Annotated in this window: 18 protein-coding genes; 8 read left to right on the forward strand and 10 right to left on the reverse strand. The window is 59.1% G+C overall.

The window, feature by feature from the left end:
• Positions 1-78: 78 nt before the first annotated feature.
• Positions 79-1,200: an alanine racemase gene (gene alr / locus ACMLHG_RS14965; RefSeq protein ID WP_294436664.1), complete on the reverse strand. Its 1,122-nt coding sequence runs from the start codon at positions 1,198-1,200 to the stop codon at positions 79-81.
• Between the two features lie 179 nt (positions 1,201-1,379).
• Here alr and efp point away from each other — a divergent pair, with 179 nt between their 5' ends.
• Positions 1,380-1,946 carry an elongation factor P gene (gene efp / locus ACMLHG_RS14970; protein ID WP_294436661.1) on the forward strand — a complete coding sequence of 189 codons (567 nt, stop codon included), beginning with the start codon at positions 1,380-1,382 and terminating at the stop codon, positions 1,944-1,946.
• A gap of 169 nt (positions 1,947-2,115) precedes the next feature.
• Here the strand turns inward: efp and ACMLHG_RS14975 are convergent, their stop codons facing one another.
• From ACMLHG_RS14975 to ACMLHG_RS14995, 5 genes are all read right to left on the reverse strand, one after another.
• Positions 2,116-6,648, reverse strand: a complete 4,533-nt coding sequence (locus ACMLHG_RS14975) for a hypothetical protein (protein WP_417171022.1) — start codon at positions 6,646-6,648, stop codon at positions 2,116-2,118.
• A 185-nt stretch (positions 6,649-6,833) separates the two neighbouring features.
• Entirely contained in the window at positions 6,834-7,391 is a 558-nt protein-coding gene (locus ACMLHG_RS14980) for a hypothetical protein (RefSeq protein ID WP_295811649.1), read from the reverse strand.
• A 17-nt stretch (positions 7,392-7,408) separates the two neighbouring features.
• Entirely contained in the window at positions 7,409-8,191 is a 783-nt protein-coding gene (locus ACMLHG_RS14985; RefSeq protein ID WP_295811655.1) for a DUF1559 domain-containing protein, read from the reverse strand.
• Positions 8,188-9,450 carry an NPCBM/NEW2 domain-containing protein gene (locus ACMLHG_RS14990; RefSeq protein WP_417171023.1) on the reverse strand — a complete coding sequence of 421 codons (1,263 nt, stop codon included), beginning with the start codon at positions 9,448-9,450 and terminating at the stop codon, positions 8,188-8,190. Before ACMLHG_RS14990 ends, ACMLHG_RS14985 begins: the two co-directional genes overlap by 4 nt.
• Positions 9,447-10,157, reverse strand: a complete 711-nt coding sequence (locus ACMLHG_RS14995; RefSeq protein WP_417171024.1) for an HAD family hydrolase — start codon at positions 10,155-10,157, stop codon at positions 9,447-9,449. The genes ACMLHG_RS14990 and ACMLHG_RS14995 overlap by 4 nt, the downstream gene beginning before the upstream one ends.
• Before the next feature lie 165 nt (positions 10,158-10,322).
• On the opposite strand from ACMLHG_RS14995, the gene ACMLHG_RS15000 reads away from it, so the two are divergent.
• Positions 10,323-11,438, forward strand: coding sequence for a substrate-binding domain-containing protein (locus ACMLHG_RS15000; protein WP_295812081.1), 1,116 nt, complete (start codon positions 10,323-10,325; stop codon positions 11,436-11,438).
• Between the two features lie 118 nt (positions 11,439-11,556).
• On the opposite strand, the gene pgi is transcribed toward ACMLHG_RS15000, so the two are convergent.
• Positions 11,557-13,128, reverse strand: coding sequence for a glucose-6-phosphate isomerase (gene pgi / locus ACMLHG_RS15005; RefSeq protein ID WP_417171025.1), 1,572 nt, complete (start codon positions 13,126-13,128; stop codon positions 11,557-11,559).
• 195 nt (positions 13,129-13,323) lie between these two features.
• On the opposite strand from pgi, the gene ACMLHG_RS15010 reads away from it, so the two are divergent.
• From ACMLHG_RS15010 to ACMLHG_RS15025, 4 genes are all read left to right on the forward strand, one after another.
• Entirely contained in the window at positions 13,324-14,325 is a 1,002-nt protein-coding gene (locus ACMLHG_RS15010) for a lysophospholipid acyltransferase family protein (RefSeq protein ID WP_294436657.1), read from the forward strand.
• Between the two features lie 118 nt (positions 14,326-14,443).
• Positions 14,444-15,091, forward strand: a complete 648-nt coding sequence (locus ACMLHG_RS15015; protein WP_294436655.1) for a hypothetical protein — start codon at positions 14,444-14,446, stop codon at positions 15,089-15,091.
• A 340-nt stretch (positions 15,092-15,431) separates the two neighbouring features.
• Positions 15,432-16,208: a prepilin-type N-terminal cleavage/methylation domain-containing protein gene (locus ACMLHG_RS15020; protein WP_295812074.1), complete on the forward strand. Its 777-nt coding sequence runs from the start codon at positions 15,432-15,434 to the stop codon at positions 16,206-16,208.
• A 16-nt stretch (positions 16,209-16,224) separates the two neighbouring features.
• On the forward strand, positions 16,225-17,976 hold the full coding sequence (locus tag ACMLHG_RS15025; protein WP_295812071.1) for a right-handed parallel beta-helix repeat-containing protein: 1,752 nt from the start codon (positions 16,225-16,227) through the stop codon (positions 17,974-17,976).
• Positions 17,977-17,984: 8 nt separating this feature from the next.
• Here ACMLHG_RS15025 and ACMLHG_RS15030 read toward each other — a convergent pair whose 3' ends face one another.
• The 3 genes from ACMLHG_RS15030 to ACMLHG_RS15040 all read right to left on the reverse strand — a co-directional run bounded on the left by ACMLHG_RS15030 (position 17,985) and on the right by ACMLHG_RS15040 (position 19,906).
• Complete coding sequence (locus tag ACMLHG_RS15030) at positions 17,985-18,662, reverse strand: prepilin-type N-terminal cleavage/methylation domain-containing protein (RefSeq protein WP_295812068.1); 678 nt, start codon at positions 18,660-18,662, stop codon at positions 17,985-17,987.
• Positions 18,663-18,764: 102 nt separating this feature from the next.
• The gene (locus ACMLHG_RS15035) at positions 18,765-19,136 is read right to left on the reverse strand and encodes a hypothetical protein (protein WP_417171026.1); all 372 of its coding nucleotides are present in this window, start codon (positions 19,134-19,136) and stop codon (positions 18,765-18,767) included.
• A 65-nt stretch (positions 19,137-19,201) separates the two neighbouring features.
• A complete protein-coding gene (locus ACMLHG_RS15040) occupies positions 19,202-19,906 on the reverse strand; it encodes a polysaccharide deacetylase family protein (RefSeq protein WP_417171027.1) in 705 nt (234 codons plus the stop codon).
• A 199-nt stretch (positions 19,907-20,105) separates the two neighbouring features.
• Between ACMLHG_RS15040 and ACMLHG_RS15045 the strand changes: the two genes are divergently transcribed.
• Entirely contained in the window at positions 20,106-21,128 is a 1,023-nt protein-coding gene (locus tag ACMLHG_RS15045) for an AAA family ATPase (protein ID WP_295812064.1), read from the forward strand.
• Positions 21,129-21,189: 61 nt separating this feature from the next.
• Complete coding sequence (locus ACMLHG_RS15050) at positions 21,190-22,071, forward strand: DUF58 domain-containing protein (RefSeq protein ID WP_294436637.1); 882 nt, start codon at positions 21,190-21,192, stop codon at positions 22,069-22,071.
• Positions 22,072-22,076: the final 5 nt, after the last annotated feature.

The following is a 22,076-nucleotide window of genomic DNA, read 5'->3' on the forward strand; positions in this document are numbered from 1 at the left end:
TTAATTTACCCCCCCTGACGGAAAAATTCAATCCCGCGCCGGAAAATTCCCGGCTAGGGGCGGTGTTCCGGGCACCTCTCAGCGCCCGAGATAGCGGCGGTGTACCCGCATGCCGATCGAACAGAGCAGATCGTAGACGTGGGTTCCCTTGAGCTGCGCCCACTCTTCGAACGGAATGAAGCGGTCCCCCTGACGGCCGATGCAGACCACCTCGTCGCCCGGTTTCGCCTCCGGCGCGTTCTCCAGAGAGATGGTGGTGTAATCCATCGAAATGCGCCCCAGCACCGGGCAGAGTTCGCCGTTGACCAGCACGTAGCCCCGGTTGGAGAGCGCCAGCGGCAGTCCGTCGGCGTACCCGGCGGCGATGGTGCCGACCCGGGTCGGACGGGCCAGCCGGTGCATCCGGCCGTAGCCGATGCAGGAGCCCGCCGCGAGGACCCGCACGGCGGCGAGCCGGGTTTTGAGTTCGACCACCGGCGAGAGGCGCATCGACTGGCGCACCTCGTTGTCGTAGTAGCCGTACATGTTGATGCCGCACCGCGCCATGGTGAAGGGGGCGTGCGTGCTCTCGGGGAAGTTGTTGAGCGCGTCGCTCGCGGCCATATGGATGTCGGGGAAGGTCATTCCCTCCCGCGCCAGCTGGGCGAGCAGCACCTTGAAGGCGGCGAGCTGGCCGAGACTGTAGTCGTCGTAGCGCCAGAAGGCGCTGGAGAAGTGCGAATAGATTCCCTGAATCTCGAGGTTGGGCAGACCGCGCATGGCGAGGATCTGCTCCGCGGCGTTCTCCGCGGGCATGCCGAGCCGCCCCATGCCGGAGTCGACGGTGACGGCACAGCGCACGCGCCGGTTCTGGTGCACCGCTTCGGCGCTGATCTTCCGGGCCATCTCCAGGTCGTTGAGCGGGCAGACGATGCCGTGTTCCACCGCCGGGGCGATCTCGTCGGGCAGCAGATTGCCGAGGATCTGGACCGGCAGTCCGAGCGGAGCAAGTTCCAGCGCCTCGTTGATTTCGGCCACGCCGAAGGCGCATGCACCGGCGGATTTCACCACTTCGGCCACCGGCAGAACGCCGAGTCCGTAGGCGTTCGCCTTGAGCACCGCCATCAGCCGGCAGGGAGCGACCCGCCGCCGGATCTCCATGAAATTCTCCGCCAGAGTATTTAAGTTCACTTCGAGATTGACACGGCTTTCCTGGCTCATTTTTCCCTCAAAACTGATTTGGACAAACAGATGCTTCCGCATAATATATCACGCGTGCCGCCGGAAACAAGTCTCCGATCCGGCGCCGGCTCTTGAAAAGTATGCGCCACGGGTGTATATTATTCGGTTATCATTCGGAATAAAACAGAAACCACAGTTTCTCAAGGAGTGAGTAAAACATGTTCAGCGCATCCGATTTGAAAAAAGGGCTGAAGATCCAGATCGACGGCGCCCCGTGGGTCATCACCGAGTTCGATTTCTGCAAGCCGGGCAAGGGCACCGCGCTCTACCGCTGCAAACTCAAGAACCTGATCAACGGCTCCGGCATGGAGAAGACCTACCGGCCGACCGACAAGATCGAGAAGCCGGACCTCGAAGAGCGGGAGATGTACTACTCCTACTTCGACGGGCACCACTACATCTTCAGCGATCCGAACACCTACGAAGAGATGGCGGTCTCGGCGGAAACCCTCGGCAAGCAGGCCTATTTCCTGATCGAGGACAGCCTCTGCAACTTCGTCCTCTTCAACGGCGAGCCGATTGAAATCACACTGCCGACCTTCATCGAGAAGGAGATCGTCGAGACCGAGCCGGGCGTCCGCGGCGACACCGCCACCAACGTCACCAAGCCGGCGAAGATCGACAACGGCTACGAGATCCAGGTGCCGCTCTTCATCAACCAGGGCGACATCGTCAAGATCGACACCCGCACCGGCGAGTACGCCGAGCGCGTCAGCAAGGCGTAATTCCGCCTTCGCAAAAAAGCCGGAAATTCCGGCACACAAAAAAAAGAGCTGTCGCCAACTTCTATCAAGCTTGCGACAGCTCTTTTGTATTCAGCATATTGGAAAGCCATGCGTCATTCGCAGCCCGGCATTTCGGACATACCTCTTCTGTACAGAGAAATTCTTTCTCCTACCAACGCAGGTAGCGGAAAGGATCATCGCCAAGTTCATGATCCCGGCGATAGTCGGGATCATATACATCACGAATCACCCGCCTGACCCGGAACTGATCGGGAGTGGCAACAATACCGCCGCTGCCGAAGTGGTCAAAAATCCGGATTGCGATCGTATTCCACTCGCCGAACCGGATCCATTCGCCAGGAACCGGATAACTGCGTTTCAGCTCCCAGAAATGGGGAGTTTTCTTCGATATTTCACCGATTTTTCTGCCATTCCAGAAGGTGACGTCGCAGTCATCGACCACACCGAGATCCAATACGATCTCTTCGCCCCGCCATTGAGCGGGAATCCAGACTTTCCGACGAACCCAGAAAACTCCATCAAATTCGGCAAGTTCTCCTCCGAGGTCCTCGATCTTGCCTGGCAGAGAAATTTTCCGCCAGGTGGAGTCGTCAAATCCGCCTTGAGCAAACCCTTTCGCCAAGCCGGCATCGCCGGGATCCTCATGCGCCTGCTGTGGCGTCTGCGCCTTCGACAGCGGATGAGTCACCATCATCCGCCATGTTCCGGCCAGCGGCAGAGAGGCCGGTCCGCGGGTTCCGCCGTTCAACAAAGCATCTTCGCGCAGGAAACGGCCACCGGAATTGGCGATCAGCTGTGCCAGCAGACGCCGTAACCGCCAGGAGGTAAAACGTAAATAGGTATTCTTTTCCACGGCTAGCTCATCCGGCAGCAGAGCAAGGGCAACCGCCGAACCGTTCCCGGCCCGGTACCGCTGCAGCAAAGGACAATCCGACAGGAAAAGCACCGCGTCAACATCCGTCCGGGAACGGAACTCCGAAACAGAACAACCTGCGACTTCCGGCCAGTCCGGTATTTTCATCCGATTGGAAAACTGGCTTTTTTCCAATCGGAATCCGAAACGTTCCGGAACACTCCCCCGTTCAATCAGAATAACACGGCCGCCGGACTGGAGAAATTGCTCCAGCTCAATATCGCGGACCCGGTTTCCTTCTCCAAGAATTACCAACCCTGACTCCGGCAGCCGGTCGGCAATGGTAAAATCCACCTCCATCTCCGTCAGAAGTTTCGCCCCCTTCTCCCCGCCGATGTAACTGGCACGCATTCCCGGGCGGGCAACGGGAGCCGTCGCCAGATAATGCAGAATCCGCAACAGAAACCGGTCCGCAACCGGATCCGGCTGTGTCCGCTCCGTAAGATCGAGCGAACAGTAAATCACCCGCCCGGAGCCAAGAGTTTTCTCCATCAGCGGCGTATAAGCAAGGTCAAACTCCCCTTCCAGCAGCGGAGTCCAGGAACCGTGATGCGGCTTTTCTACCGCGATCGACGCCACGCTGCCCTGATTGCTCACATGCCAGCCGAAAGGCAGAGAAGCTTTGGGCCATGCGATCGAAGTCCCGGACTCCTCCGGCAGAAGAGTTCCGGCTCCCCGCCAGTTGCAGAGTTCCCCGGCATCGATTCCGGAGAGTATCGGGTGATTCCGTTGCGTGGCAACCGGCCAGAAGCGTCGGGAGACATGGCGGGATATCCGGAACTTGCCAGCATCCATCAACACGTCACCGGTTTGCCCGAGAATCAACAGCCGGCCGCCCGAACGGACAAAACCATCCAGAGCTCCCGGTAACGGCTCATTCAGCGCTCCCTGCGCAACGACCAATACGTTCCCTGCGGCAGCTTCCCCCTTCCACTCCCGAAATGGAATATTCAAACGGAGAAAATCCCGCCGTACGGCTGCTCGTGGATCAAAGAGAAGTACCTCATTCGCCATTTTTTCACGAATAACCGGGTAAACGGAAAAATGGAATTCATCGAAGACATCACCTTTGCCGAATTTTCCCTTCACCCGGATCACACCCGATGTGCGGGCAGCGGTTTCCGGCAACTCAGTCTCCAGCGGCAGAAGAATACTTTCCCCGACCGGAACACTTCCTGTCAGCCGGCCGTCGGCTATCGTTTTTCCGTTCACGACAATCTCGAACGAAAGCCGATACTCCTGTTTCGACCGTTCGTCATTGCAGAGCGCGATCGATTTGCAGAGCTTTTCACCACTGTAATAGTGATGTCCTTTTTCCGTGAAGGAGTGGATCTCCCCCGCGATATACATCAACAGAGGGGTATTTACCGCCTGCAGTTCGCAACCCGGCAGTGTTATTTCAGCCCCGTCTTTCAGGCCGAATATGAACAGGTCGGCCTCCCGTTGAAACCAGCCCCGGTCGCCGGGTCGAAATGCGGGCAGCGGACGACGCCCGCTCTTCATCTGCCAGCCGGCGCCCCATTCCCACGGGATCACGCCTCCGGAAACTCCCCAACTTCGAAATGAACGTAATGTATTGCGAATAAACAAAGATTGTAATTCAAGCGCCGCCGGAGCATACACGATCTCCGGATGTGACTGCATCCAGCGATACTGCTGTTTTTCCACAAAGAAACTGCGGATCATTTTGCGGTATTGCGGCCGTTCCAGTTCGTATGCTTTCTCTCCGAGGCTGGCGGCACAGAATTCCGTCAGCAACGGTTCGGAAGCAGGAGCGCCAAATGCACCGTTGCGGCCTCGAAAGAAGTTGTAACTGAAAGGAGTACCGAATTCCACCGCCATAAAAGGCATATCCCCGGATTTCACCCAGAAGCGGAACCACTCCTCCCGTTCCTGAAGCGGCAGCAGATTCAAATAGAAATTACACGCCTGAAAGTCGCCGAGATTGGCGCCGGAATGCATCGCCACCGGCCGGGAGGGATCCATTGCCCGGATCACCTGCAGTTGTTCGCGGGCAGGAGCGGTAAAACGCTGCCATGCCGCATCGCCCTCCAGCGCCCGGCGGTTTCCGATACGCCTCGGATTCTGATCGTCGATATGTGCATACCGGTTAGGGGTTGCCGCCAATAGAATAACAGATGGGTTGTTGCGAATCTCCTTCCATTGCCGGACCAGCTCCCGACGCCAGCGTTCCTTCACCGCAGGACTCTTCCACTGTCTCACGTAAGCCGTAGCCGTATGAGCAGGATACATCAGCAGAAAGCCTTTTTCATCGGCAATGTCAGCCCACGCTTTCCGGGCGATGATGCGGCCACGTTCATAATGGTCGTTCGGCCAGAGTTCAGCAAGGTTGAAATGGCTGGCCAGAAAACCGTCGATCTGCGCCGCAATGGCGGAACGGAATCCGCCAACCGCCACCTCGTGAAATGGCAATGTCGGACGAAAGCGAATCTTCTTTCCATTAAGCAGAAAATCCCGGCCCGCGATTCGGATGTCGCGGAATCCGAATCGTTCCCGAAACACATCCCGCGTCACACCGTCTATGCGGAGCACACTCTCCAGCGTGTAGAGATACGGCTGCCCGACATCCCACAGGATCGGATTCTCCCAGTGATCCGCCAAGGTAACACTCTGCAAACCGCCGCGATTCAGCGATCGTTCCCCGGAAAACTCCTTGACACATCTCCCGGCAGCATCAAGAATGCGGAAATGGAACTGAGCTGGACCGCTCTTCTCAACCCCGGTAATCTCCACATCCACCGAAATTTGTTTTGAACGGGTGTCCGTGCGGATAAACACACCGTCAATATGAATTCCGCCAGGACGGGAAACAAGCAATACGTCGCCGGGAATGCCGCGTGCCGCCAGAGGCCGATCCACCTCGACGGAATGACCGGCATCCAGCACCACTTCGTTCCGCCCTCCGCCGGAAGCAGTCACAAGCAGTTCCAGCTCCGCCCTTTTCCCCGCCTCCAGAAAAGGAGTGATGTCGAGTTCACCCCCCGGCCAGTCGATTTTCCCGGCATATTCTCCATCGACCCGGAGTTCCGCATCCGTGGAAACCCGTTCCAGCCGCAGAAAAATCCGACGATTTTTCCATGTTTCCGGTAAAGTGATACTCCGCCGGAACCGTGCACGGTCAAGCCGGTTCAGTGCAAGATTCTTCCAGGCAGGACCGTTGCCGGATACAATGACAGCGCATTCCGGTCTGCCCCAGTAATCGGCATGCCACAATCCAGGAACCCGGCAGAGTCCCCATTCCGCAGAGTCATCTGCCGAACCATCTCTTTCCCCAGGAGCAAAGCGCCAGATTCCGTTTAAAACAATTTCTCCCCGAACCCCGCCTTGCTCAATGACCGGTTCTTTTCCCCAGCATAGAGCATCCGTATCAGATGCCACCAGAAGCAATTTCTGATCCAGAGCGTCCACCGAAATGGACTTGACCAGCAAAACTCCGCACGCCTTGAACAACCCGACTTGAAATCGTACCGAAGCGGCTCCAGTCGGAACGGGGCTTTCTGTAACAACTTTTTGGAACTGTGGTGATGCCGTCTTCAATTCCGGAGCATTGCCGTATCCGATAACTTTTCCTCCGGCATCCAGAAACGTCAGGGAAACCCGGGCGGTATTCCACGGTTCGGCACCGGGTTTCAGCTCCGGCGCGCAAAAAACAACCGAAGTGCGGAGACGCCTCCACTCGGGTTGCAACCGGAGCAGACGGCCGAGGTAGATCGCCTGTGCCGCATCGGAATTGCCTATGCGAACCACAGTCTCCTTCTCCACTGACGTCATCGAAACCCGGGTACGAAGCGCATAAGGAGAGACCTCCCAGCCAGACGGCAACCCTTCCCGGTTCGTTTTCGCCGTGGTAAACTCCCCCTCCGGTAAAAGGTTCGCAAGCGAAATCAATGGAAATAACATGAAGAGAAGAAGAGAAAAACGGGACATTTTCATCATTCTCCACCCAGTCGAACCACCTGCAACGATTTGAGCAGAACAATTCCCTGTGCCTTGAACAATCCGGCTTGCAACAGGATAACCGCACTGCCGGTTGGAATCGCATTTTCCACCCGGATCTCACGGAATTCCGGCTCTGGAGCTTTCAACTCCAACGCGGAACCATATCCGATCGTCTTGCCTGTCGCATCGAGAAACGTCACGGAAATCCGGGCATTGTTCCATGCCTCCGGCCCCGGTTTCAACTCCGGAGCAGCCATCTCAGCAACCAGCAGGATCCGTTTCCACTCCGGTTTCACCGGCAGTCTGACCGCGGCATACAGAGCCGCCGGACGATCGGGACTGGCAATTTTCAGGAAGGTCCCTTTTTCTCCCTGTTCCAGCGAAACGTGTGAGCGGAGGGCATAAGGGGAGACCTCCCAACCGGACGGTAACGTTTTTCCTGGCGCGATACCAGCGGAAAAATTCCCGGCTGGCAATAAATTTTCCGATGCCGGTTCCGCCCCGGAACAGATGACAGCACAACAGGTGAGCAGCAGAGACCAACGTAACATTTTTCACTCCTTTTCCTTTATTTCAATATCGGACGAACCGTGTAATTCTCAAAAATCAGCTGAGAAACACTTCCGCTGAGAGAAGGACGCAAGTCACATGCAATCCCCAGTTTTCCCCACAGAGCAGGAGCATTCAAATACCCGGCGTGTCCATCGGCGTACGCGTAACAGCCACTGTCACGGTGAATGAAGAGCGGTCGAGCATCCACATAGACATCACCTGCCGTAGCGATGACGGAGGAAAATCCGGCCGACCCACCGCCGGCGGCACCCACATGGAACACATTCTGCTCAGCATGATATTCAGAAAACGACATCAATCCGGAATATCCCTGACGTGTCCGGCCGATGTCACTGACGTGGGCAGTGTATTTTCCGCGCTCACTCCGGCTTGCGTGAACCGTCGGAACCGGCAGCGCCGCTTCCCGGATACTGTAAACTCCGGTCAGCCAGCGGTTCATTGAGTAAGAACAACGTTTCGTTCCGCCCCAGTCCACCCGTTCAACTGCATCGGAGGGACAGCAGAACACATTCCAGTCTGTCAGATAAGCGGTATTGATACTGTTCCAATCCGAGCTCAGGACCATATAACCGATTTCTCCAAAATAGCCGTTGTGGTCATTGATATAGGAAGCATTTGCCTGGGCAATCTGCTTCAGATTCGAGGTACAGGAGATCCGTCGGGAACTTTCCCTTGCGGAAGAGAGGGACGGCAACAGCAGTCCGGCCAGAATCGCGATGATCGCGATTACGATCAGCAATTCAATCAGCGAGAATCGATGGTTAATACAACGTCTCATTTTTCCTGCTCCGTTTCCGGTGACCGGTGCAACTGCGGCCGGCCCCAGTAAGCATTGTTGTTCCAGAAACATTTTCCCTCATTCGCGTCATCTGTCCGCAGCGTAAGTTCAGTGGCCTCTCCCAGCGGGATCTCAACGTTCCACGCCTCCATTTCCGCAGTCATCCGCCCGGAATTCCAAACTGTTTTTCCATCCAGAAGGACCGAAAAGGCAACTGCACCTCCTGTGCCTATTTCAGCATGAAGCCCGGCCAGCGCTGTAAAATACCGGAAAACTCCAGCCGGCAGAATCCAGCTCATATAACAGCTCCGGTCAAACTGCATTCCGCTGTGCGGCAACACCCCGAGCCCCGGAAGATGCACGATTTTCCCGCCGACCCGAAGCGCGCCCGGTGTCACCGGCACATTGTTGGGAGGCATTTTTTTGTTGCCGTCCAGAATTGCGCCGCCGTAAACCAGATCGTGTCGTTCCGCGGCAGGAGGAATCAGCCGCAAATCCACAGGAGGCAGTTTTCCGACCCGCTTCTCTGCAATCAGAATAGCGGAGAAAAGCGCATCCAGCGTCAGCTGAGCCGCCACAGTCACCGGTCCTGCCGCCAACTGTTCTGCACGGCCGGTGTCATGAGCGAACAACGCCTCCACCGTCGGTATGATATAGCGTCGGCAGTGACGGATTGCCAGCAAGACATCAACTGAGAGCCTCCAGGCGGCCTCTTCAATGGAAACCCCTAAGAGTTTCGGTTCAGCAAGCGTTCCACAGGTTCCGGTCACCGCCTCTACCGAGGTATGATAGTGAAAATCAAGCAATTGGGGATCCTCCGGTACCGGAAGCATCTGACTCAGAAGAAAATTGTTGGGGTCCGGCGTAATGTGAGCCGGTTGGACCGCGTCCCCCATGGCATGGCTCAGACAACCGGCATGTTTGATGAATGCAGTGAAATTCCGCTCCTGCAACGAATGGACAATCCGTTCCAGCATACACCGGTAAAGTCCGATGCGTTCCACCTGACGATCCATGGGGCCGGGGAAGAAGTGAAGCCGCGCCGCCCCGGCACGTTCCGGCGGGAAATCGATAAACCTCCTCCACTCGGCATCAACAGCATTCTTGCTCTCTTCGCTGCGGGTCGGATCATCAAAAAGATCCGGATAGTTCGCCGCCAGAGCCGGCAGAGACTCCGGAACACCGGGGAGGCGGCAGTACTTTTCCGGAAGAGCGCGAAGAGCTCCCCAAAAAATATTCGCATGAGCATCGTAATTCATCTGACAACCTCCTTTCCGGTTCCACTCGCCGGAGCGCCCCGCAGATATTCTTCAACGGCGCGGAAACTTTCGGCCACCCGGCATCCGGCAGGCAGACGCTGCGACGAATTCCGTGGTCTCAGCAGAAAACTGTTCCGGATCCCCGCGCGCGCCGGAATCCGGCAGTCATCATCGGGATTGTCGCCCACCGGACACAATTGTTCCAGCGGTGCTCCGATTGCTTCGATCACCTTCTGCCAGTAACCGACCTCCGCCTTCATTGCCCGCAACCGCGTCGCACTGAAAAAACCGTCAAAAAGCTCCTCCGGCCGGGAAATCCCCGCCAGACGGAGCTTGTGCCGGATTCCATCCTCCGGATTGTTGCTGGTAATATAGAGCGAACAACCCGCTTCACGCAGTCGCTTCAACGTCTCCGGGAGTCCCGGTTCCGCCGGGATCAGGTAGTGCGATTCGACTTCCCGCGCATACTCCCAGAACGGGCCGGGTTCAAAATGAAACTCTTCAAGAAAATCGCTCCAGCTCCACCACTTGATTCGCGCCTGGACCGCCTCCATTCGCGCCATGCTCTCCGCTTCCGGCATGCCCCGCTCCTCCACGGCATAACGCCGGATGACCGTCGCCAGACTTGAAGTCGAATGGCAAATTCCCGGCACCATTCGAAAAACGAGCAGCGTATCATCGATGTCAATCAGTAAAATCGGCTTCATTCAGATTTCCCATTGCAGTATTTCCCGGTTTCCCCATTTATTATACCATAAAGTTTTTCCGGAAAAACCACTCCCCGACAAAATTTTTCGAAAAAAAGCGGAAAAAAGAGATTTTCCCGCCAATTTGTTATTGAAATCATAACAAGTTATGCTATTTTCCCCAGTATGAAGCTTGAGAGAAAAAAACTCTCTTCGCAGCTCAAGGAGTTCCTCTGCGAAGAGATCGCCGCGGGGAAATATCCTCCCGGAGAACGCGTTGCCACCGTCCGCGAACTGGCACGCCTCTTCCGGGTCGGACACACCACGGCCGCCGCCGCAGTGCGTGAACTTGTGGCGGCGGGAGTTCTGACCGCAAACGCCGGCGGCGGAACCCGGGTTGCCGGGAAACTGCCCTGGCGCCTGAAGGCCAGCGGCAGACGGAACCGCGTACTCTATTTTCTCCACTGCAATGCCCCCACCATCAGCCCCTATCACAACGATGTACTGGCGGTCCTGCGCCGTGGAGCCGAAGCGTGCAACTGGAGTGTCAGGGAGGCTCCGTTCAGTGAATCCGCGCTGCGCCACGCCCGGAGTGACCGGAATGCGGTCGGTATCGTGCATGCGGTGTCAGAAGATTTCACGCCGCCCGGACCGGTTCCCGTAGTCTGTTACGGAATGCGGTCGGACCGGCAGAATCCGACGGTAACTCCCGATAATTTCCGCGGCGGTTACTCTGCCGGTGTTCTCTACTGCAACTCCCGGCACTACAAATCCGCCCGCTTCATCACCGGAACCGGAGAACAGCCGGGCTGGATGGAGCACTTCCAGGAACGGTATCAGGGCTGTGCCGCCGCGCTGGCCGCCTGCGGAGTGCCGCTCCCGCCGCCTCTGCCGTGGAACCGCCGGCTGAATCTCTGCGGTGAGGTGGAGCATCTTCTGCAGAAACTCCGCAACGGAGAACAGCCCTCCCCCATCCTGCTCTTTGTCGCCAACCGGGCGATGGCGGTGGAAATCAGCCTCCTCGCACAGAGCTTGAAACTGAAGATTCCGGAGGAACTCAGCATCGTAACCTTCATCCGCCGCAGCGGCATGGAAAGTCATCTGCCGCTCGACACCTACGATTTCAATCATGTGGAAATGGGAGAAGCGCTGATCCGCCTGCTGAAATGGGCGGATGAAGGCGCGCCGCTGCCCTCACGACTCCAACTGCCGATGACGCTGTTCCCTCAGGGCAGCACCATCAGCGACAAACGGTCGGAATCCTCCGCTCCGGCAGAGGGGAAGCCGGACTGCGGAAAATAGAATTTCTTCACCGCAAAAGTTGACGATGTAAAAAAGGCAGCCGAACCCGACTGCCTTCTTGTATCTCTTCACGGGAGAGGAACGGCGGTGCCGCCTCTCCTCTTCCGGACACCCAAGATCAGCCGATGCGGTAGATCCAGGCATTGGACTTTTTGCAGAAACGGCGCGACACGCACGGGCAGTTCGCCGCCGCCTTGTCGAGCAGTCCGCCGATCTCCACCGCCTGATCGGGTTCGCCGACCTTCGCGGCGATCTCCGCGGCGGTTCCTTCGACCGAACCGAGCTCCTTCAGCTTCGCCATCACCTTCTCGCGCAGCGCGAGGATTCCCTTCGCCGCCAGCTTGTAGGCCTGCACGCCCGGCTGGTGGAAGGCGTTGATGTTGATGAATTCCGCATAGATCGCCACCGCGCGCTCGTAGAGGGCGATCAGCATGCCGAGCGTGAAGGCGTTCACCTCCGGCACCTGAATCGTGATGATCTGCCGCCCCTTGCCGCGCAGCGCGGCGCTCAGTCCCTCGAGGAAGCCGTGCAGATAGGTCCCCATCTCGGTATTGGCGGTGATCGGGAGCTTTTCCGCATCCTTGAGCACCTCGATGAAGGTGGCGAAGAAGTCGTCGCGCCCGTCGTTGAGCTGCTGGATGAAGGCGTGCGCATCGGTGCCGCCCTTGTTGCCGAAGACGTTCAGACCCTGATGAACCTCTTTCCCGTCAAGGTCGTACGCCTTGCCGAGGCTCTCCATCACCAGCTGCTGCAGGTAGCGGGAGAGCAGGATCAGCCGGTCGGAATAGGGCACGATCACCATGTTGCGGTCCCCCTTGCCCTTTCCGGCGATGTACCACATCGCGGCGAGCATCATCGCCGGATTCTTCTCCGGGTCGACGGTGCGGGTCCAGTCGTCCATCCGGCAGGCGCCCTTCAGGAACGAAGCGAAATCCACCCCGGTCAGCGCCGCCGGAACGTGGCCGACGATGCTGGTCTCGCTGGTGCGTCCGCCGATCGATTCGGCCATCTCGAAAATCGCGAGGAAGTTGTTCTCGCGGGCGTGGCGGTCCAGCTCGCTCCCCTTCATCGTGATCGCGGCGGCATGGCGGGCGAAGGAGAGCTTCTTCGACGCGTAGAAATTCTCCATCGCGATCATGTTGTTCTTGGTCTCCTGGGTGCCGCCCGACTTCGAAATCACCAGGTGGAGGGTCCGCTCCGGATCCATCACTTCGAGCAGATCGGCGAACTCCGCCGAATCGGTGTTGTCGAGGAAGTAGATCTTGAGGTAGCCGTTGCGCTGCGCGTCGCTCTTCTCATTCCAGTAGGGGCCGTTGATCGCGAACTGCATCAGCTGCGGCCCGAGCGCCGAACCGCCGATGCCGTTGACCACGACCGCATCGAACTTTTTGCCGGTCTCCCCGGTGATCTTGCCGGAACGGACCTCTTCGGCAAAGGTCTGAACCGAACGGAAGAGTTCGCTCTCCGGATAGCTCCGGCGGTCGGTGAAGTGGGTGACCTTGCGGTGCTCGTCGGGATTCTTGATCTCGCCGGCTTCGATCCGGGCCATCTCGCGCGTCGCCCGTTCAAACTTCGGCGCGAGCGCCTTCAGGTCGGACTCCTCAAATTTCATCCCGGCGAAAGCGATTGAGAACTGGCTGTCGGCATCGACCAGCGTGTACTTCGCGTTGCGTTCCATCCACTGATTCATAATCCATCTCCGTATCTTGGTTGGGTGTCTCTTGTTTACTATACACCCGTTCGGAAGATTTGTCGATCCTTTCCGGCGGAATTTCCGTCGCTTTCCCGGCAGAAAGCCGCCGGCGGGACTGGAAAAAAATATCCGGCGAGTGTAAATTTTCTCCGATACAGAAAAAACAATCCGCAACGAGATGGAATTTGATCGATGAAACCAATGCAAACGGTCCGCTACCGGCTGGAATACCTGGCGGTGTTGCTGCCCTACTCCCTGATCCGCCTGCTTCCCTACCGGATGATCCGGCTGCTGGGGCGCCTGTTCGGGGCCGGGATGCACCTCGTGCCGGGAATCCGCGAACTGGTCCGCGCCAACATCCACGCCGCCATGCCGGAACTCCCCCCGGAGGAGGTCGCGCGAATCGGCCGGGAATCGCTCTTCCACATGGCGTTCAACCTGCTCGAATTCATCTGGCTGAACGGGAATCCCGCCCGGATTGAACGCTGTTACTGCCTGCCGCCCGACATCACCGCCGAACTCAAGGGGCACGTCGCCGCCGGCGAACGGATCATCTTCGTCAACCCCCACCTCGGCAGCTGGGAGGCCTCCGGCGTGATGGCGCCCTACTACGCCGGCGTCGACATGGTCGCGATCGCCAAACCGGTCCGCAACCCCTACATCAACCGGCTGCTCAACAGCGGGAGCCGCGAAAAGATCAAGGGGCTGGAGATCATCTTCTCCCGCGGCGCCATCCGCGCGGCGATCAAGGCGCTCCGCGAGGGGCGCGGCATCGGGACGCTGATCGACCAGAACACCAAGGGGCGGGTCGGCGGCATCTTCGTCAACTTCTTCGGCATCCCGGTCTCCAGCAGTGCCGCGCCCGCCGTGCTCAAGAAATTCTGCGACGCCGAAGGGATTCCGGCGGTCATCATCTACGGCACCAGTGTCCGCCATGCCGACGGCCGGGTCACCGCCCACTCCGCCAAACTGAGCAAACCGTTCTGCGAATACGCCGACGAACGGGAGGTCATTCAGGAGCTGATGGACATCTCCGAACGGTACATCCGCGCCTATCCCGAGCAGTATCTCTGGTTCTACCGGCGGTTCCAGAACATTCCCCCGGACTGCCCGCCGGAGATCCGCGCCCGCTACCCCGGATACGCCAAGGTGACCAATTCGCACTTCTTCCGGGAAACGATCCACGATCAATGAGTTCCGCCGCTCCGGCAGCCGGCATCCGCCGGTTCCGGGGTTGACAAAGTTCCCTATCTGGCAGACCATCCGCGAGGAGCGCGGATGGCGCGACAACCCAACGAAAGGAACTTTGTCCATGAACCAGCAGCCGCACACCTCCTCCGCCCGGAACCCTCACGCCACCGGCCTTCTCTTCGCCTCGCTCGCCGAACCGGCGATCGTCGAAAAAGCGGTCGCCGCGCTGGTGCACCAGCTCCGGCCCGCCTGCGCCCGTCTGGGAACGGTGGCGCTGACCGCGATGGAATTCGATTTCGAAAACGCCAGCGCCCGCTGTGAATTCCTGCTCTATCACACCGGCCACTCCTGCGGCGAACCCGGCAAGGTGTGCGACCGGCTCAACACCGGTGCGGCTCTGCGCCGCCTGGAGACCGCCCTCCCCCGCGGCTCCCGGGTGCTGTTCCGGAGGCTGCGCTTTGAACCGGCGGAGAGCTCTTCGCGCGGATTGCTGTTGCGCGGCTACGCTCTGCTCGATCTGTCGGAATCGGCCTTCACTGCGGCCGACTGCGACGGCGGGGAGCGGCAGCTGCCGGAGTTCTCCGCCGTGGAGCAGGCGATGCGCCGTACGCTGCCGCACCGTGGGTCCACCCGGCTGCTCTCGGCCCGGATCGAACCGAATTCGGAAGCCTCCTTTCTCTTCTCGACGGCGGCGGAAAAAGAGCTGCTTCCGGCTCCGGCAGCGACGGCGGCTTATCCGCGATGCGTCGCCGTGCCGCCGTGCCGGTGAGGAGCCACAGACGCGGCCCCCCGTCCGGTAGAACCGCGACCGCGGGAAACCGTACCAATACTCCGGCCGGAATGAGAGATCTTCCGGCCGGAATTTCTTCCTGTAGATTCCGTTATCTCTTCCGGCAGATGCATGGGAACCATTCATATTTTTTTCAGCAGATGTTGATTTGTGCAATTTATTTGTAAATTTATCCTACCATCTGCCGTTGTTTTCGATCCATTCTTCTGGTATAATAAAAAATTAGACAACACGGCATGCCGTTTCGACATTGCCGTACAAAAGATGACAACCAACAACGGTTTCGTGAAACCCGAACCGGCAAAAAGGGGAAAATGCGATGAGAACATTTTTTACGCTGATAGAACTCCTGGTCGTTATCGCAATCATCGCAATTCTTGCGGCGATGCTGCTCCCTGCTCTGAACAAGGCGAGAGAGCGAGCCCACAGCACGACCTGCCAGAGCAATCTGAAGAATATCGCCTCCTTTGAACAGCTGTACGCCGCTGATTTCAGCGACACCATGATCACCATCGGACCACCTGAGGCGAAAGTAGACACCGGTTCGGGAGATTTCTCCGCAGCCCTGCTCTATTTAAGCAAAAAAACCAATTACATTCCGCCGACCAAACGCGGCAGTCTGCTGATCTGCCCCAAAAACAGCGGCCCCAAAAGCGCCGAACTGCGGCAGAAAGATTCCAGTTATCACTGGAGCAATACTTACGGCCTGCTCACACTTGCTGAAAATACGGCATACGATTGGAAAAAGCTGCAGCGCGAAAACAACAGTTTCCTGCATTACCCCGGCGGCGAGGGCAACATCTACGGCGGCTGCTATCCCCTGCTGAACCGGCTCAAATCTCCGAGCGCGGTGATGCTTGCCGTCGATACCGCCGTCCGGCCCGACCGGCACCCGGCCGAATTCCCGGATGCCTACGCGGCATTTCAACCGAGTTCCGGCCTCGATGGAAGCATCTGGATCGCCGCTCACAGCTCCAGCGCCAACAGCGCGTTCTTCGACGGGCATGTGGAATCCCTGACCAAACAGGAGATGCTCTCCAAAGAGCGCATGGGCTGGCGCCCGAACAATGACGTGAACTTCATCAATGTGCGATGACAACCGGAGGAAAATCATGTTCCGTAAAATTCACCGGCTCCCGGTTCTGCTGCTCTTCTGTCTTGGCCTGACGGCGGGGGGAAGCAATGTCGACCCGCTTCAGGCGGAACTGGATCAGGCCATCCGGAGCGGCAGGAAGCAGATTGTTCTTTCGCAGAAGGAATATCGCCTGACCCGTCCGGTCGTTCTCTCCAACCTGCGGGACCGGGTGATTGACGGCAACGGCGCCCGGATCGTCGTGACCACCGCCACGCCGAAACGCGGGGTCTGCGCAATAATCCTCACCAACCGGACACGCGGCGTGACACTCCGCAATTTCACCATCGATTATGACCCGGTCCCCTTCACGCAGGGGGAGGTCACCGCGGTGAAAGGCAGGCAGATCCATTTCAAGCTGGACCGGGGCTATCCGCAGCTGGAAGCCGGCCGGATCGGCGGCTGCCACTCCCATATTTTCACCGCATCAGGAGAGTGGAAGAAAAACCAGGGCGATGTGTACGGCTACATCAAATCTCGCGGAGATGGCACCGGTTTTGTAGACTCAACCGCCGCCCCCGTCAATGTGCAGCCCGGTGACCGGATCGCGATCGACTGGCGGGGCAAAGCCGGAGCGCAGGCGATCGATATGCACGGAATGACCGGATACCTCCGATTCGAGAACATCACCATCCAAGCCTCGCCCGGGGTGGCGTTCCGCTGTTACCACGGCGAAGGTGGCGACCTCTTCCGGAACTGTCGGATCGAACGTGGTCCCAGACTGCCGGGCATGGAGCGGGACCGGCTGCTTTCCATCGTCGCCGACGGCATTCACTTCGGCTACGCCCGGCGGGGTATCACAGTGGAAAACTGCGACTTCGGCTGGATGGGCGATGATGCGCTCAATCTGCACGGTCCGCTTCAGGTTGCCGGTAAAATTACCGGAGAGCACACGTTTCATCTGCTTGTTCCGGGAAAAATCACTGCCTCGACGATTTTCAGCCGCCTGACTCCCGGGTCAACACTGCGAATGCTCGATCCGAACAACTACCGCATTATTGGTCGTTATACCTATTGTTCCTACCGTCGTCTGCCCGGCGAAGAATATCCCGTGGAAGAAGCGAAAAAACTGCTTCATCGGATGAATTCCCAGTGGAGCAGAGGAATACATACGCTCTTTGAGGTGACGGTGAAAGAAAAACTCGATCTTCCCGCGAACTTCGTCTTCGACATCCCCTCCGTGAACTGCCGGGGCTATCGGATCGCCAACAACTATTTCCACGATCACCGCGCCCGCGGCCTCCGGATCATGGCCAGTGACGGGATAATCGAAAACAACCGTTTTGAACGGATCAAAGGGGCTGCAATCACCGCGCTCGCCGAATATTCCCGCTGGGGAGAGTGTGGCTGGATCGACAATTTGACTATCCGCTCCAATCTAATCCGCAGTTGCGGTCATAGTCAGAGCGGCCCTCAAGCCGCCGCAAACAATTATACACCGGGAGCCATTTCCGTCTGCGTCCAGCTAGACGACTATTCGAAAGCGGCGGCAGAACATCGAAACATCGTCATCGAAAACAACAGAATCGAAGATGTCCCGTTTGCGGCCATCTTCCTGCTCGGCGTGAAAAGCGGCCGCGTGACCGGCAACACCATGGCCGGAGTCTGGCGCGCCGGTTATCTCCCCGGCCGGGCAAAGATTTCCGGACTGCGGAGACAGCCGATTGAAATCCTTCACTCCGGCCGGATTGAAGTTCACAGCAACACCGTCGAGGCGGCAGGCCGGGAGTAGCCGCTTCGCTAGTGTTCGTGCTCGTGCTTCTCCTGGTAGGAACCGCACCACTCGGAAACGAAGTGGCGGTTGGTGCGGAATCCCTCCGCCCCCTCCTCGGGAACCGTCTCCTCAAAACGGTGTGACGCGGTGTGGCCGTCGGCGAAGAGGTAATTCGCCCGCCCGTTGTGGCGGCTGATGTCCACCACCCCCTTCCAGGCGGAAGGTTCGCACATCGCGTCATAGCACTGGTGCGATTCCGGCGTCGTGCCGTCCGCCTCGAACCCGCGCTCCGACAGGACGATGCGGTTCGAGGCGCTTTTCAGCGACGAGATCCGCCGCCCGAAAGTGAACATCGCGTTGATCATGTAGCTCTGCAGCTCCTCCCCGTCGTTCCACGCCCGGTCCGCCGGGCAGCGCAGATAGTTCAGATCGTACCCCATCACGGTCAGCGGCTGGAACCACTCCACCTCCGGCTCAAGTTCGTGCGGGTGATCGAACGTGCCGGTATGCACCACCGGCAGCACTCCGTCGAAAGCGTCCGCATAGAGGGCGAACGCGAATCCGGTCTGCCGCAGATTGCCGGCGCAGTTCGTCTCCCGCGCCTTCTCCCGCGCCTGATTCAGCGCCGGCAGAAGCAGGCCGGCAAGAATCGTGATGATCGCTATTACTATTAAGAGTTCGACTAAAGTAAATTTGTATTTCATGTGCTGTATTTCCTGAAAACCGTCACTCCGGAAACAGAAGGAAGAGCGAAACGCGCCCCGGAGTTCCGGCGCGTTCCCGCAAAAGAGTTCAGAAAACGGAATTCAGGCCGCAGGCGGCGCCCGCGCCCGGCAGGAGGCCGGGAGCGCGTCAGGAAGGAATCCGCCGGAGAGCGGCAGGCCGCGATGCTCCGGCAGGATCACGATCTCCGGCTGGAACGGCTCCGCCGGAGCGGCGGCATGGAAGATCCCCGAACAGACCGGGCAGTGCAGTTTGTCGGCGTCGGCGGCGGCAATCGGCGCGGCGGCGTCCATCCGGCTCGAAGCGGAGAGTAAGAGCGCACCACGCCGTTCGCCGCGGCACGACGCCCCGTGGAACAGCGGGTGAAGAAGTCCGTTCGCCGCGAACAGAAACGCGGCGAACAGCAGGCCGAACCGGAAACTCCGGCGGCGACAGATAGTGAACAATCCGGTCATGCGCGCAATATACTTCCTGTCAGAAGTTTTTCAAGCGCAACCGGTATTTTCCGGCAGAAATTTCTTCAGCGGGCGCCGCGGCGGTGGCACTCCGGCACGATATCGATCACGTCGGCCCAGACCGAATCGGGATCCTCGCTGATGAACTGAATCTTCATCTCCAGCTGACGCCAGAGTTCGTCATACTCCTGCATCTCGTAGCTGTGCCCCCAGAAGTAGAAGATGCCGGTCTTCTTCGCCTCCTCGTAACGGCCGTAGAAGTCGTTCGCCTGAAAGTGGCAGGAGGGGTGGAGCGCCATCGTCTCCTCACAGCCGGCGACGTCGCTGCTGTTCTGGGTGGTGCGCCCGTAGGCGAATCCCGCCTCGCGGAGCGCGCGGCAGGTCTCCGGAGTGTACCGGCCGCAGGGCCAGGCGAACCCGGGGCATTCGCACTGGAACAGATCTTCCAGCCAGGTGCGGGCGTCGATCGCCGCCTGCACGAATTTGTCGTCGGGCAGTGTGCCGACCGTCTCGTGGCGGAAGCAGTGCGACGCGACCCGGAACCCGGAATAGATCTCCTTCATCTCCCTGCGGCCCACCTTGCCGGGCAGGAATCCCCGGCAGCTCCAGCCGCTGTAGCCCGGTCCGGCCCAGCGGTTGACGCCCCGCTCGTCGGAATGGAATCCCGGATTGAGGTTGAAGGTCGCCTTCGCGCCCCAGCGGCGAAGAAGGTCGGTGAGCCGGATGTCGTTGATGACGCCGTCGTCCCAGCACTGTACCACTTTCAGCATACTGTCACACTCCCGGTTGAATTGCTGTGCCATTAAGATATCCCCGGCTTCCATATTTTGCAACACCGGGAACGGCGGGAGATGGGGGGAATTTTTTCCGCCCGGGGGCTTGACATTCCAGCAAAGCGGCATATTGTATGGATATAGATTGAAGAGGGATCCATCCGATCAGACGATTATTTTTTGAGGAGGTACCATTATGGAACAAAAAGACATTCAGCTTCTTCAGGAACAGGTTCGGATCCAGGCGGCGCCGCTCCAGCTCATCAAGACCGAAATGGGGCGGATCATCGCCGGCCAGGAGAAACTGATCGACCGGCTGCTGCTCGCGCTGATCTCCGACGGCCACGTGCTGCTCGAAGGTGTGCCGGGGCTGGCCAAGACCCTGGCGGTGAAGACGCTGGCGCAATCGCTGAACGGCACGTTCTCCCGGTTGCAGTTCACCCCCGACCTGCTCCCGGCCGACGTCATCGGCACGCGCATCTACAACGCCGACACCCACGAATTCTCGACCCGGATCGGGCCGGTCTTCGCCAACATCGTGCTCGCCGACGAAATCAACCGCGCCCCGGCCAAGGTGCAGAGTGCACTTCTGGAGGCGATGCAGGAGAAACAGGTCACCATCGCCGGCGAGTGCTTCAAGCTCCCGGCGCCGTTTCTGGTGATGGCCACCCAGAACCCGATCGAGCAGGAGGGAACCTATCCCTTGCCGGAGGCGCAGCTCGACCGCTTCATGTTCAAACTCCGCGTGAGCTATCCCTCCCGCGGAGAAGAGGCGGCGGTGGTCAACCGCATGGCGCATCCGACTCCGTCGCTCAACGCGATTGCGGTCGCCAAACTCGACGACATCATGGCCGCCCGCGAACTGGTCGACAAGATCTACATCGACGAGAAGATCATCGAATACATCCTCGATCTGGTGATCGCGACCCGTCCGGGCTGCCGGTCGGAGCTCTCCAGCCGTCAGCAGGGAGCCCGTCTGGAGGAGCTCGACGGGCTGATCAGCTTCGGCGCTTCGCCGCGTGCATCGATCGCGCTGGCGCTGGCGGCCCGCGGTGCGGCGCTGCTCGAAGGGCGCGCCTACGTGCTGCCGCAGGATGTCAAGGAGATCGCACCCGACGTGCTCCGGCACCGCATCGTGCTTTCCTATGAGGCGGAAGCGGAAAACATCGACTCCGACACCGTGATTCAGCGGCTGCTGGCGGAACTGCGCACGCCGTAGTGCAGCACACGCTCCAGCGTCCGGAAACTGTGGAATCATTCGCGGGAATGGAGGTTCACTCATGCTGCCGCCAGAAATAGCCAAACAGATACACCTGCTGGATATCCGCACCAACCGGGTGGTCGACGAGATCACCGGCGGCGCCTACCGCAGCGTGTTCAAGGGGCGCGGCATCGAATTCGACGAGGTGCGCGAATACACCCCCGAAGATGATGTGCGCGACATCGACTGGAACGTGTCGGCCCGGATGGGGTCGCCCTACATCAAAAAATACATCGAGGAACGGGAGCTGACCGTACTGCTGCTGGTCGACGTATCGGCTTCCGGCGCCTTCGGTTCGGCCGAGAAGACCAAGCGGCGGACCGCGGCGGAGCTCGCGGCGCTGCTCGCCTTCAGCGCCGGCCGGAACGGCGACAAGGTCGGGCTGATGATGTTCAGCGACCGGATCGAGCTTTACGTGCCGCCGAAATCGGGCCGCCGCCACACACTGCGGCTGATCCGCGAGATGCTCGCCTTCGAACCCGCTTCGCCGGGGACGGATATCGCGCTGGCTCTGCGGGAGACTGCGCAGATGCTCAAAAAGAAGAGCGTGATCTTTCTGATCAGCGACCTGATTTCGGAGGAGTCCTTCGAAGCGAGTCTCAAAATTCTCAACCGCAAACACGACTGCATCGCGCTCCAGATTTTCGACCCGGTCGAACACCGCTGGCCGTGCACCGCGCCGGTGGTGGTCGAGGACGCCGAAACCGGTCAGCTCGTCAGTTTCGGCGGCGGGACGCGCGATCTGAAAAAACTTGACCGGGCGCTCGACGAACAGCGGGCCGCGCGGCGGGAGATCTGCCGCCGCGCCCGGGTGGATCTCGTCGAGATCGAGAGCGGTCAGGATGTGCTGCGCCCGGTGGTCGAGTTCTTCTCGCGCCGCCGCGAACGCATGAGCCATTGAGGTGC

Origin of the sequence: Victivallis sp. (genome assembly GCF_048170485.1) — a bacterium.
Lineage (GTDB): Bacteria > Verrucomicrobiota > Lentisphaeria > Victivallales > Victivallaceae > Victivallis.